This is a genomic window from Galbibacter sp. PAP.153, assembly GCF_037029175.1.
In the GTDB taxonomy this organism is placed as follows: Bacteria; Bacteroidota; Bacteroidia; order Flavobacteriales; family Flavobacteriaceae; genus Galbibacter; species Galbibacter pacificus.
This window is the reverse complement of the sequence record NZ_JAZEUN010000002.1, coordinates 1-13,421: the sequence shown is the minus strand read 5'-3', so window position 1 is coordinate 13,421 and position 13,421 is coordinate 1. Positions and strand designations below refer to the sequence as shown.

The 13,421-nt window shown below is 37.9% G+C and carries 11 protein-coding genes; 4 read left to right on the top strand and 7 right to left on the bottom strand.

Annotation, left to right across the window (positions count from 1 at the left end; genetic code table 11):
• Positions 1–555 precede the first annotated feature (555 nt).
• Positions 556–1,506 carry a phosphoribosylaminoimidazolesuccinocarboxamide synthase gene (locus UXI14_RS00900; protein WP_277898846.1) on the top strand — a complete coding sequence of 317 codons (951 nt, stop codon included), beginning with the start codon at positions 556–558 and terminating at the stop codon, positions 1,504–1,506.
• Between the two features lie 67 nt (positions 1,507–1,573).
• On the opposite strand, the gene UXI14_RS00895 is transcribed toward UXI14_RS00900, so the two are convergent.
• Entirely contained in the window at positions 1,574–2,245 is a 672-nt protein-coding gene (locus UXI14_RS00895) for a hypothetical protein (RefSeq protein WP_277898847.1), read from the bottom strand.
• Positions 2,246–2,403: 158 nt separating this feature from the next.
• Positions 2,404–2,655, bottom strand: coding sequence for a hypothetical protein (locus tag UXI14_RS00890; protein WP_335964383.1), 252 nt, complete (start codon positions 2,653–2,655; stop codon positions 2,404–2,406).
• Positions 2,656–3,551: 896 nt separating this feature from the next.
• Between UXI14_RS00890 and acs the strand changes: the two genes are divergently transcribed.
• Entirely contained in the window at positions 3,552–5,462 is a 1,911-nt protein-coding gene (gene acs, locus UXI14_RS00885; RefSeq protein WP_335964382.1) for an acetate--CoA ligase, read from the top strand.
• Between the two features lie 235 nt (positions 5,463–5,697).
• Positions 5,698–6,450: a DUF6503 family protein gene (locus tag UXI14_RS00880; protein ID WP_335964381.1), complete on the top strand. Its 753-nt coding sequence runs from the start codon at positions 5,698–5,700 to the stop codon at positions 6,448–6,450.
• Between the two features lie 37 nt (positions 6,451–6,487).
• Here the strand turns inward: UXI14_RS00880 and UXI14_RS00875 are convergent, their stop codons facing one another.
• From UXI14_RS00875 to UXI14_RS00855, 5 genes are all read right to left on the bottom strand, one after another.
• Complete coding sequence (locus tag UXI14_RS00875) at positions 6,488–7,567, bottom strand: DNA topoisomerase IB (protein ID WP_335964380.1); 1,080 nt, start codon at positions 7,565–7,567, stop codon at positions 6,488–6,490.
• Between the two features lie 6 nt (positions 7,568–7,573).
• Positions 7,574–8,236 (bottom strand): 3'-5' exonuclease, encoded by a 663-nt coding sequence (locus tag UXI14_RS00870; RefSeq protein WP_277898852.1) that lies wholly within the window; start codon positions 8,234–8,236, stop codon positions 7,574–7,576.
• On the bottom strand, positions 8,233–10,152 hold the full coding sequence (locus UXI14_RS00865; RefSeq protein WP_335964379.1) for a DUF294 nucleotidyltransferase-like domain-containing protein: 1,920 nt from the start codon (positions 10,150–10,152) through the stop codon (positions 8,233–8,235). Before UXI14_RS00865 ends, UXI14_RS00870 begins: the two co-directional genes overlap by 4 nt.
• Positions 10,153–10,216: 64 nt before the next feature.
• Complete coding sequence (locus UXI14_RS00860) at positions 10,217–10,768, bottom strand: NUDIX domain-containing protein (protein ID WP_335964378.1); 552 nt, start codon at positions 10,766–10,768, stop codon at positions 10,217–10,219.
• Between the two features lie 21 nt (positions 10,769–10,789).
• A complete protein-coding gene (locus tag UXI14_RS00855; RefSeq protein WP_277898855.1) occupies positions 10,790–11,878 on the bottom strand; it encodes a M42 family metallopeptidase in 1,089 nt (362 codons plus the stop codon).
• Between the two features lie 236 nt (positions 11,879–12,114).
• Here UXI14_RS00855 and UXI14_RS00850 point away from each other — a divergent pair, with 236 nt between their 5' ends.
• The gene (locus tag UXI14_RS00850; RefSeq protein ID WP_335964377.1) at positions 12,115–12,882 is read left to right on the top strand and encodes a DUF4294 domain-containing protein; all 768 of its coding nucleotides are present in this window, start codon (positions 12,115–12,117) and stop codon (positions 12,880–12,882) included.
• Positions 12,883–13,421 lie beyond the last annotated feature (539 nt).

Below are 13,421 nucleotides of genomic sequence, written 5' to 3'. Positions count from 1 at the left end.
ATGTGTTATATTAAGCATTAAGTTAACAACGAAAAAAACTCAAATAGTGAATAGTGATAAGGGATTAGTTACTTGTTAATGGTTAATTGTTGTATGTTAGGGATATTTGAAACCTAAAACCTAAAACCTAAAACCTGAAACCTGAACTCTCAACCCTCAACTAGAAAACTCTCTATACTCATTACTTTATGCGACTTCTCCTTCTTCGAAGTGACTGGAACTTTATTCGTTGATTGTTATTAGATGTTCGTTGTTAGATGAATTTTGAATCTCTGAACTTCTGGCCTCTAAACTCTAAACCCTCAACTAGAAAAAACCTTTCCTCATTAACTTATTGACTTATTAGTTTATGCGACTTCTCCTTCGTCGAAGTGACTAGAGCTCTACTAGTTAATCGTTGTTAGATGAATTTTGAACCTTTGCAACTTTGTAACTCTCAACAACATAGCAACGTAACAACATAACAGCATAACATCCCACTAACACAAACCAAAAACTATCAAATAAAAATTAAAATATCACCTATATTTGCCATAAGAAACAATAGATATATTCATGAGCAACACCATTACAAGTAGCAATTTTAACTTTCCGGGCCAAAAGAGTGTATATAAGGGAAAAGTAAGGGAAGTATACAATATAAACAACAATCTGTTAATAATGATTGCTACCGATAGGCTCTCTGCTTTCGATGTAATTATGCCCAAAGGAATACCCTATAAAGGACAAATACTTAACCAGATTGCCACTAAAATGATGGAAGCCACCAAGGATATTGTGCCCAATTGGTTAATGGCAACCCCCGACCCCAATGTAGCCATAGGAGATTTATGCGAACCTTTTAAAGTAGAAATGGTTATTCGCGGATACTTATCCGGGCATGCCGCCAGGGAATACAAAGCAGGAAAGCGCACGCTTTGCGGAGTTACAATGCCCGAAGGAATGAAAGAAAACGATAAGTTCCAGCAACCAATAATTACACCTTCAACCAAGGCCGACCAAGGAGACCACGACGAAGACATTTCGCGTGAAGCTATTTTAAAGAAGGGGATTGTTAGCGAGGAAAATTATAGCACACTAGAAAAATATACAAAAGCCTTATTTCAAAGGGGAACAGAAATAGCCGCAAAACAAGGACTCATTCTGGTTGATACAAAATACGAATTCGGAAAAACAAAAGATGGAAAAATAGTATTGATAGACGAAATCCATACCCCCGATTCTTCCCGTTATTTTTATGCTGAAGGATATGAAGAACGTCAGGCAAAAGAAGAACCGCAGAAGCAATTGTCCAAAGAGTTTGTGCGTCAATGGCTTATAAGCAATGGCTTTCAGGGAAAGGAAGGACAACAAATTCCAGAAATGGACGAAGCTTACATCAATTCCGTATCCGATAGGTATATTGAATTGTATGAGAACATCACCGGAGAAAAATTTGTTAAAGGCGATGTTTCCAATATACAATCGCGCATAGAACAAAATGTATTGGAATATCTTAAGAAATAAGATTAGCCGATAATTATCTTTTCATTACTGAAGTTCTTAAAGGGGAGCTGCACCTGTACATTTTCGTTTATATGTTTCTCTTTAGCCGTATGTTTAAAGCAGATATATATTCTTTTTTAGCGCTTAGTTTCTCTAAATCGGTTTGATAGGTGTTAATATTGTGCAACTTCGGAATTGAGAACCTGTTCTTGGATATGGAATTAGAGAGCAATATATTTGGGAAATTATAGATAAGTACAAGGCTATCTATAAAATTGGTTTCAACAATGTCAAACCCAATTTTTTTAGCAGTCCTTTTATTTATAATATAGCTGGTCCCCTTTATGGTATAGTTCTTTAAAGTACCATTGTTGTAGTGTTCAATTAAATTTAAAAGACCTTCCAAATACTGTTGTATAATTAAAGAAGTACGTTGTTTTCCATTCATCGAAAAATTAAGCACATACACATAATCAAACAAACTCCCTCCGTGAACCTTCATGATGTTATTTTTGGGTTGTTCCGTTAAAAATAAGCTTGAATAGTAAACAATTTTTCCACTTTTTTTAAGTGAAGGAACATCAAAAAAAGGAGCTATTATGGAGATTACAATGGGGAGGGCTAAAAATGCAATAATATAGAAATGCAAAAGCCAGGAAATGGCCAAAGAAATTAATAGTACCAATAAGGCAGTTCCGGCAATTGATATTTGGATCTTTATTTGTGTATGTTTGGGTTTGTTATAATATTGATGCTTCACAAAAAACGACTTTATTAAAGTTGGTAGTTTTGGAAATTACGGCTATTAGAATAGGAATACGGGAAAAACGATTAACTGAAAACTCTAATAGTTATAAGCTATAATTCTTTAAAATGCTCAAAATCCATATACGTGGTAAGATGGTTTTTAGGAACAGCTCATTCACACAATAAAGTATCAAATTCTAATTGGAGTTGTGTAGTACCATCATCATCTACGGTAATCCATTTATAACTGGTAAGAACATAAGCATTACCACCATCTATTTCCAGCCATTCATCTATTCCTTTAGCACCGTTTTTTAAATCGTTTTTTGTTGTAAGTCCAATAGGGGCCATATAACTTCTTCCTTTGACCAAGTATTTGCAATTACCTGTTTTTATAGCGGCTTCTGCCTGTTGTTGAGACATAAGTTTTGATTTGGTCAAAGTAGGCAATGTATTGTTTACTTCTATTGGAGTCATTGAACTTGCACAAGAGATAAAAAATAGGGCCATTCCCATAATCATATTCAGTTTAATAAAATACTTAAACATATATTAGGCTTTAATTGATTAGTCTAATTTGATATTTTTTCCTGTTTCCCCATCTCTTATAAAACACATGATTTCCATTTTATCCGAAAATGAGGTGTTTGAAGGCTAAAAGGCTGTAAGATACTTATTTTTTAAATGATGAATGTTAATTGTTGTTAGGGAAAAGGGATTAGTTATTTGTTAATTGTTTGAGCCTTGAACCTCTCAACTCTAAACCCTCAACTCTCAACAACAACAAAAAACCTGAAATCTTGAACCCAATAAATACCAGACTTTCAGTCACTTAGAAGAAGGAGAAGTCGCATAACGCGATGATTCAACAAGCCAATAAGTTAATGAAGAAAAGGTTTTCTGGTTGAGCGTTGAGAGCCTAAAGTTTTGGTTTTTGTTCTCTATTAACCTCCCTAATCCCTAGCACCTAATCACTTTTCCCTAACAACAATTAACTACCGTCCCAAGACCCAGAACTTCCAACTGCCACTTACATTGTGCCAACTGCAAACCCAGAACTGCCGACTGCAAACCCAAAACTGCCAACTGTCATTTTTTAGCTAAAACACCGTAATCTACATATCAACAACTTCAAAAAACAAACAAACAACACAAAATCGTATTTGTTACTATAAAAGCATAATAAAACAAGTTGCTTATTGTTTGTGTTGATTACCAAAAAGTTACGACCGGATAAAGGGGATAAACCCTCATTGCCCATTGTAAATCTAACGTTTTCGTATTAGGTTGTTCTTATAAAAATAAGTACTTTAGTTGCTATGAGTAATTACCACATCAAACACTTAGAAGAGTATTTTCAAGTTTACAGAAAGTCAGTTCGCGAACCCGAAAATTTTTGGGGAGAAGTAGCCGAGGAGCACTTTGTATGGCGAAAAAAATGGAAAAACGTATTAAGTTGGGACTTCACCAAGCCCGAGATAAAATGGTTCGAAGGAGCCAAGCTTAATATTACCGAGAATTGCATAGACAGGCATTTACGTACACGGGGCGATAAAACCGCTATTATATGGGAACCCAACGACCCCGGCGAAAAAGCTTTACATATTACATACAACAACTTGCATGAGCGCGTTTGTAAGTTTGCAAATGTGTTAAAATCCAAAGGAATAAAAAAAGGCAACCGCGTTTGTATCTACTTACCAATGATTCCTGAACTTGCAGTTTCGGTATTGGCATGTGCCCGTATAGGGGCCATACATTCGGTAGTATTTGCCGGGTTTTCATCCACCGCCTTGGCAACACGTATAAACGATGCCGATTGTAAAATGGTCATTACGGCCGATGGGTCATTTAGAGGGAGCAAGACCATAGACCTAAAAGGGATTGTAGACGAGGCACTGGAAAAGTGCAGCAGCATAACATCGGTTTTGGTAGCAAAGCGTATCAAAGCAGCTATTAATATGAAAGAAGGTCGGGACGAATGGTTACAACCATTGCTTGATAATGCAAGCCCGCAATGTGAACCCGAAATAGTTGATGCCGAAGACCCCTTGTTTATACTGTATACATCCGGATCTACCGGGAAGCCCAAAGGAATGGTACATACTACCGGGGGGTATATGGTATATACGGCCTATACCTTCAAAAATATTTTCCAATATAGGGAGAACGATGTATATTGGTGTACCGCCGATATAGGTTGGATAACCGGACATAGCTATATTGTTTACGGTCCGCTAGCAAATGGGGCCACAACCGTAATGTTCGAAGGCGTACCTTCATATCCCGATTTTGGCCGTTTCTGGGAAATTGTAGACAAGCACAAGGTAAATCAGTTTTATACCGCACCAACAGCCATAAGGGCCCTAGCAAAAAAGAGCCTTGACTTTTTAACAACCTATAACCTGTCTTCCTTAAAAGTATTGGGCTCTGTTGGAGAACCTATAAACGAAGAAGCCTGGCACTGGTACAATGACAATGTGGGAAAAGGGAATTGCCCTATTGTAGATACCTGGTGGCAGACCGAAACGGGCGGTATCATGATATCCCCAATACCATACGCAACGCCAACCATACCAACCTATGCTACATTGCCCTTGCCGGGAATACAACCCGCATTAATGGACGAAGAAGGCAACGAAGTAAAAGGCAACCTTGTAGATGGCCGTCTGTGCATTAAGTTTCCATGGCCGTCCATTGCCAGGACCATATGGGGAAACCACGAACGATATAAGGATACCTACTTTTCGGCATACAAAAACATGTATTTTACCGGAGATGGGGCCCTTCGCGATGCCGTTGGCTATTACAGGATTACCGGCCGCGTAGACGACGTGGTAATAGTTTCGGGCCATAACCTTGGCACGGCTCCCATAGAAAGCGCTATTAACGAGCACCCTGCCGTAGCCGAATCGGCCATTGTTGGTTTTCCGCACGATGTAAAGGGAAATGCCCTGTACGGTTTTGTAACCCTCAAAGAAGTAGGCGAAACCCGCGACCGCGACAACGTAAGGAACGAAATCAACCAACAAATAACCGAACACATAGGCCCAATTGCCAAACTGGATAAAATACAGTTCGTAAACGGATTGCCAAAAACAAGAAGTGGAAAGATAATGCGAAGGATATTGCGTAAAATTGCCTCCAACGATCTCTCCAATCTTGGCGATACAAGTACCTTGCTCAACCCCGATGTGGTAGAAGAGATAATAAATGGCAAACTGGATTAAAAACATAAAACTTTATTAGTTAATGGTTAACTGTTATTAAGGAAAAGGGAAGAGTGAAAGGGGAAAGTGATTAGAGGGTTGGTTATTTGTTAATGGTTAATTGTTGAACTTTGAACCTTTGCAACTCTAAAGCCTCAATTCTCAAAAACATAACAGCGTAACAATAAAAAACCAACAACCAACAAAATGTAATTTTACAATCAGGGCTACGTCTAAGCATGAAAACTAATCCATCATGCAAAAACATTACCTTGTTTTAATTACGTCAATATTGCTTTGTGCTTGCAACGGCAATACAGAAAAGGCTTCAGAAACAAATATGGATATATATCCACAAGATTTCACTGAAGTATTAAAGGCACATGGAGGTCTTGATAAGTGGAAAAAAGCAAAAACTCTTTCCTTTAAAAAAGATAAAGAAACCTATACCATAGACCTTAACAGTAGAAAAGCACTAATTAAAACTCCTAAATATTCATTGGGATATGATGGAAAAACCGCTTGGTTGAAAGAGAAAGATACTGCCGCCTTTAAAGGGAACGTAGATTTTTACCACAACCTGTTTTTTTATTTCTTTGCCATGCCTTTTGTTTTGGCAGATAGCGGAATAGTATACAGCGAAACGCAACCTATTACCGTGGAGGGAAAAACATATCCCGGTATTAAAATAGCGTACCAAGATGGGGTAGGGGCATCATCAAAAGATAACTATTACCTTTATTACAATGCCAAGACCCATAAAATGGAATGGCTTGCATATACCGTTACTTACTTCGACCAGAAAGAAAAAGGAAAAGAACAGGCCAACATTATAAAGTATAGCGATTGGCAGGCTATTGGTGGGGTGAAGCTACCAAAAACCATTATTTGGTATGCAAAAGATTCTTTGGGAAATATAGTTGCGCCAAAAGACCCCAAGCCCGTTACTTTTTCAAAAGTTTCTTTAAGTGCAGTACCCGTAAACCCGTCTATTTTCAATAAAGAATAAATAGATAAAACACGAATTTAAAAGCTTTGGCAATTGGTTAAGGGTTGTCTAGGTCTATTTTGTAATCTTTAATAATGGTTAAAACGGCGCCCTCTTCTTTAGAAAAGTAAGGTTGTTCTTTCCTTCTGTTCAAACCTTCAAAATAAGAAGCTATTTCATTGGTTTTGTATTTTCTCACTATTTCGGGGTGTATATAATACTTTTTGCATACATTTCTTGTATTACCCAATGCTTTGGCAGCAACATCGTAGGCTTGTAGAATGTTTGTTTTGTTCTTGGCTTCATCTTCTTCAATACCTGTCATATATAAAGATTCAAAAAAGAGGGTAGTGGCTGCCCATGTTCTAAAATCCTTGGCAGAAAAGCGGTCGCCACTCAAGTCGTGTATATAGGCATTTACCATGCCCGAATCTATGGAGTGGTGCTGTTGGTCCGCATCATAATACTGAAAAAGTTCCCATCCGGGAATCTCCTTGCATTGAAGGATTAACCTTTGCAGGCGTTTGCTTTTAATGGTTATACGGTGCTTTTTTCCTTTTTTCCCCACAAAATGGAACTTCATTTTATGGTCAACCGTTTTTAAATGCCGGGTCCGCATGGTAGACAGCCCGTACGAATTGTTGCTCTTGGCATAATGGTCGCTACCAATCCTTATATGTGTTTCGTCCATAAGCCTTACAATTAGGGCAAGAACCTTTTTTTTAGGAAGTCCTTTTTGCTTTAAATCGTTGTCTACTTTTTCCCGAATTACGGGTAAGGCTTTTCCAAAGGCGTTCATTTTATAAAATTTGGTGCTATTCCTTATTTTATTCCATAATTCGTGGTATAAATATTGTTTTCGTTTTTTCTGGTCTTCACCAATAACCTGTAGGTGGGCATTGGCATTGGTTGCAATTTTTACGTTTTCCCAAGCAGGAGGAATTACTAATTTTTTTATGCGCTCCAGTGTTTTTTTATGAGTGAGTTTTTTGTTTCCCTTTTTATAGATAAATCCTTTTCCTTGTTTTTTCCGGATAATGGATAGCTGATCTTCATATACATAAACAAGGTCACAGAAATTGGCTACTTTTTCCGGGTCGTTTAAAATTTTGTCCAGTTCTTTAGAAGAGATGCCCATTTTACATTAATTTACTTGAAGAAGGTGTTTTAACTTTCCCTTATCCTTTTTGTTCAGCTTGGCTACAATCTTTAAAAAGGCAATGGCGGTAATCATGGCGTCGCCAGCGGCAGTGTGCCTGTCCTTTACGGAAATATTGAGGTTTTCGGCAACTTCGTCAAGGCTGTAATGCTTGTTTTGGTCTATTAAGTTGGAGTTAATCCGCGTGGCCCTGTAAAGTACCATGGTATCGAGTACTTTGTTTTTTAACTTGGGCAGGCCCAACCGTTTTAGGGCATGGTTTATCATTGCGATGTCGAATTGTGCATGGTGGGCAACAAGCACGGCATTTTCAATATAATTTAAAAAAGTTACAAGCGCTTCCCTTTCCGTAAGGGTATTTAGATCTTCGTTTTTTATAATACCGTGGATTTTCACCGTATCGGGGTTAAAAGTTTCCTGATCTATATATAGCTCTAATGTCCGGGAAATTTCAATATTATTATGTTCAAGGTTAACCGCACCAATGCAAAGGATGCGGTCTTTTTTTAAATCAAAACCCGTGGTTTCGGTGTCCAGAACTACAAAACGGACGTCTTGTATAAGTTCTGGGAGTTTATGCTGAAATTTACGTTCGTAATCTTTCCAGAAATCGGGGTGATTTTTATTCTTCTTAAAAAAGGAAATCATAAAAATGCGGTTATTTTAAATCGTAACTTAATAAGCTCCTGGACATCGTTAATGGTTTTAAAACAACGTTTAAGCTTTATCTTTTCTTCTTTAGAAAGGGTGTCGAGTTCTATAAAACGTCCGGTATCATTATGTAAGAGCCCTTGTTTTGTTCTAAATTTTAAAAGCGCCTTTGCGGTATAAGAACAAGATAGGTACAGTTCGCGGTTCTGTGGTTCCAGCTCTGCCAGTTTCTCAAAGCGTTCTGCGGTATTGTTGATGTTTTTTATTTTATGCTGAAGGATTAACACCCTTCCGGCATCGGTAATTGGCATAATGGCTCTTTTTTTTAAATCGAAAAAATCTTTGTACTCTCCATTTGTTTCCACTAAAAATTGTCTGAAAAATCCCAACGGCGATGCACTTCTTATGGAGCTCGATGCCAATGCCGTTAAGAACAGTTGATTGTTCTCGCTCAGTTTAAAAATATGATCAGATATTTGGTTGGTAAGCCAAACGTCACCATAAGAAATATCATAATCAAAGAAAATGGAGCACAATAAAATTTCATCATTCCCCGGGCTGGTCATCCATTCGGTAAACTGTTTTTTCCATTCCTGAAGGGACAATGTATAATTCGGGTTCCGTGCCATCATATCGGCGGGACAATAATCGAAACCAATATTGTTCAAGCCCTTATTGACCAATTTGGCCAATTCCAAAAAATATGCTTTTGTAGCTTCCAGTTTGTTTTCGGGAACATCTTCAAAAACAATGGCATTGTCTTGGTCGGTATGCAAGAGTTGTTCTTTTCGTCCTTGGCTGCCCAGCGACATCCATGCAAATTTGACCGGTGGTGGGGTTTTTATTTTTTCAAGGCTTCTTTCAATAACACGTTTAATGGTGGCATCGTTTAGTTCGAACATAATTTTGGAAACATGCGTCATGGGTATGTTCTGTTGAAGGTATCCGTTTAGTAAATGCATGATCCTTTCGTGTATGGCCTTAAGTACTTTAGACTTATTGGCCCTTTCTATGGCTTTAATCAATACCGCGGGATTGTTTCCCTGACTTACAATAATATCGTGTTCAGATACAATACCGAGTACTTTGGTATTTGGGGTGCCGTCTTTTGTTATGCATAGATGACTTATTTTATGTTTCATCATTGCTACTTGTGCCTGTGCAATGGTCAACCCTTTTGCATAACAGATAACCGGGGCCGACATAATTTTTTCAACGGCAATGTCAATGGGGTAGATACCAACGGCAATGGTATTTCTAATATCCTTATCGGTTACAATGCCGAGGGGGATTACGTTTTCGACCACAAGAACAGAACCTACGTTTTTGGCCGACATTAATTTGGCAACCGTAGAAACAGCGGTATTTTTTGTGCACGAAATAATATTTTTTACGTATTGTACGGGTTGTAGTTCAAAGAGTTCCGGGGCGCTGTCTTCCTGAATTTCGTTTTCGGTATAAAGTTTTCCACGATGCTCACGCGAATAAGGGTTTCGTGTATTAGAAGCAAAGCTTTCAATTAAAAATTGACCAACTCTGTAATTTCTTTTAATAAGTGGCTGGAATATTTCAATGGGAATGGCATAGAGTATGGATTCTTCTTCTGCATTGGCGCTTATCATGTAATTTTCCTTAGCAAACAATGGGCGTAGGCCAAAAATATCCCCTTCATCGCATTTGTCGAGGGTATCGGTTTGCCCATTTTCTTTTCTCTGGATTGCAACAGCGCCTTTGTGAACTACATAAAATTGAGAATGGCCTTCGTCTCCTTGATTAAATATGGTATCTCCTTTTTGGACATATACTACTTTTACTTCCCGGGATATATCTAATAACTGATGCGGCTTTAACAAATCGAAAGGGGGAAAGCGCTTTAAAAAATCGGCAATACGTTCTGCAATGGTATTTTTCATTTTGAAATATATTCTTACAGCTAATTTAAACAAAAGCCCCTGATTTTTTCAGGGGCTTTGTCTTTTATATAAGTTTTTTTCTGACGAAAGAAAATACCAAGTCTAAATAATCCGGCGGATGCGGCACATAATCTTTTAGGAGCGTGGGTTCTTTTAAAGCACCCAAATAAACATCGATATTAATAAGTTTTATATCGGCTACCTCGCTTTCCTGAATTTTAAGCTTGCTTTCGGGAACGGTAAGTTCAATAAGGTAAATATGATGAAATTCGCAATCGATAATATCTTTATTGTGCACCACCGCCGATCGGTAAACGCCAATCTTCTCCAAGTCGTTAGCGGTTACTTTTAAACCTATTTCCTCCTCGATTTCCCTTATGGCCGATTTGGCTGGTGCTTCGCCGGCTCCAATATGCCCCGCTACAGAAACGTCCCATTTGTTTGGGTATGTTTTTTTACTGGCAACACGTTGTTGAATTAAAACTTCTCCTTTTTTTGTGTACAACCATGCATGGATAGTAGGGTGGAAAAGCCCCTTTTTATGGGCTTCCGATTTTAACATTACTTTTCCGGTACTGTTTCCTTTGCTGTCCAATATGTCTACCAGTTCGTCCAAGAGGGTATATTGTTTTAAAATTTAGTCAAAATAACTAAAAGTTTCTTCTGGTTTTATTTTCAACAATGTTTCATAAATTAATTTGATAACATTTTCAACATCGTCTTTGTGCACGGTTTCAACCGTAGTGTGCATATAACGCAACGGAAGCGATATCAAAGCCGAGGCAACACCGCCATTGCTGTAGGCAAAGGCATCGGTGTCGGTACCCGTAAACCTCGATGCTGCCATGCGCTGAAAAGGTATTTTCTTTTCTTCGGCAGTTTCAATTATCAGTTCGCGTAGCTTGTTTTGTACAGCTGGCGCATAAGAAATAACCGGGCCTTTGCCAATTTCGGTATGCCCTTGTTTTTTCTTTTCTATCATAGGTGTCGTGGTATCGTGGCAAACATCGGTAACAATGGCAACGTTTGGCTTAATGGTTTGTGTTATCATTTCAGCCCCGCGCAAGCCTATTTCTTCCTGAACGGAATTGGTAATATATAAGCCAAAAGGAAGTTCTTGCTTGTTTTCGTGCAATAACCTGGCAACTTCGGCAATCATAAAACCACCTGCCCGGTTGTCAATGGCACGGCAAACAAACTTGTCTTTGTTCAAAACAAAAAACTCGTCTGGATAGGTAATAACACATCCTACATGAACTCCCATTTTTTCAACTTCTTCCTTGTCTTTTGCCCCAATATCAATAAAAATATTGTCCAGCTTAGGGCTTTCTTCCTTATCGTTGCTCCGTGTATGGATTGCGGGCCAGCCAAACACACCTTTTACAATACCCTTTTTTGTGTGGATGTTAACCACTTTTGAAGGCGCTATCTGGTGGTCGCTCCCGCCATTCCTAATTACATATATAAGTCCGTTATCGGTTATATAGTTTACATACCATGAAATTTCATCAGAATGGCCTTCAATTACAACCTTATATTTGGCATCGGGGTTAATAACCCCAACGGCAGTGCCATAGGTGTCGGTTATAAAAGTATCTACATACGGTTTTAGATAATCCATCCATATTTTTTGGCCCTCCCATTCATACCCGGTCGGGGAGGCATTGTTTAAATATTTTTCTAGGAATTGAATAGATTTGTCGTTTATTATATTCTTTTTCGCCATATGTCATATATATTTTAGTCCACGAAAATACTAATATTCATATAGATTTAATGAACACGGATAATTTTTTTATATGAAACTAAAAAATGTTTTTTATGCTAAATGAAGATTTTTTCGTTAAAGAATAGTACCGTAAATCAAAAAAGACTAAAATTTGGGATAAATGATGATTTTTAGCCAACCCGCATGAACGTCAATCCGGCTAGTTGAAAAAAGTTTAAATGCGTTCCATATGTATGCACAAGTTATTTGCTATTTTTGAATGCTATAAATACACAATTTTGTTTAAAAGCTTTTTATTAATACTATGTATCTTTCATTTTGCTATTGGTTGGTCTCAGGTTGTCCAAAAGGACACGCTTTCCAATTCGCCGGCAGACTCTACGGAAGTGGAATACTATTTCTTTGAAGGAGATTCAGTTCCCAAAAAAACCATTGAACTCGATCCTGTATATCTTTTTCAAAATTTAAAGTTTGCCTCCTATAAAGACAAAGTACGTTATTACATACTAAAGCGAAAAACCATAAAAGTATATCCATATGCCAAGCTGGCCGCCGAAAGACTAACAGAACTAACCGAAAGGTTGGACAGGATTAAGTCAAAATCCAAAAGAAGGCAGTACACAAAAATCATACAGCGTTATATCGAGGACGAATTTTCGGCCGAACTAAAAAAGCTCACCCGGACCGAAGGGCAGATATTGGTAAAGTTGATACACAGGCAAACTGGCATAACAACTTTCAATCTGGTCAAAGAGCTCCGGAGCGGATGGAGGGCCTTTTGGTACAACACGACCGCCAAAATGTTTGATATCGATTTAAAAAGGGAGTATCATCCCGAATCTGTCCACGAAGATTATTTAATTGAAGACATCCTGCAAAGGGCCTTTGCCGATGGTAAACTAGAAAGACAGGAAACCGCGCTCAATTTCGATTACGACGAGCTCTCCAATCAGTGGCGGGACCAAAATAAAAATATCTCCTTCGAAGACAAAAAAGATTAACTTACTGATTTACAATTTTATAGTTGTGGGATTAATTATTTTTGTTTAAATTAGCTACCCTTTTCTTTGAAATTCACCTAAAAGTCCACTTTTGTTTTGGATGAATTTTAAACTTTACAGTTGTTTTTTTAAGGCTGAAGATGTAATTATATATAATAATGAAATTTTTTTTTATTTAACATGATTGATAATCAGCGTGTAATAAAAAAATGTTTATTAAAGTTGAAAAAACATTTGGAAAGGATGAGAAATAGTTTCTATATTTGCACCCGCTTTGAGGGACGGTTATTAACTGTCCGGGACAGGCGGAAGTTCATTTGTTATTGGTGCTCCGGGGGATTTTAAGGGAAAGCGGAAAGTTTTTCAAAAAAAAGATCCGGAAAAGTTTGCGGGTAACAAAAAACGCATTACTTTTGCACCCGCTTTGAAAACGAAAACTTTTCAAGGTACAGGGACAGAGAAGAAGAGTTCATTGATATATTGTTGACAGCACGGCCTTTTTCAATGGGGCGATAGCAGTATCGTCCGAGTGGAAGGGG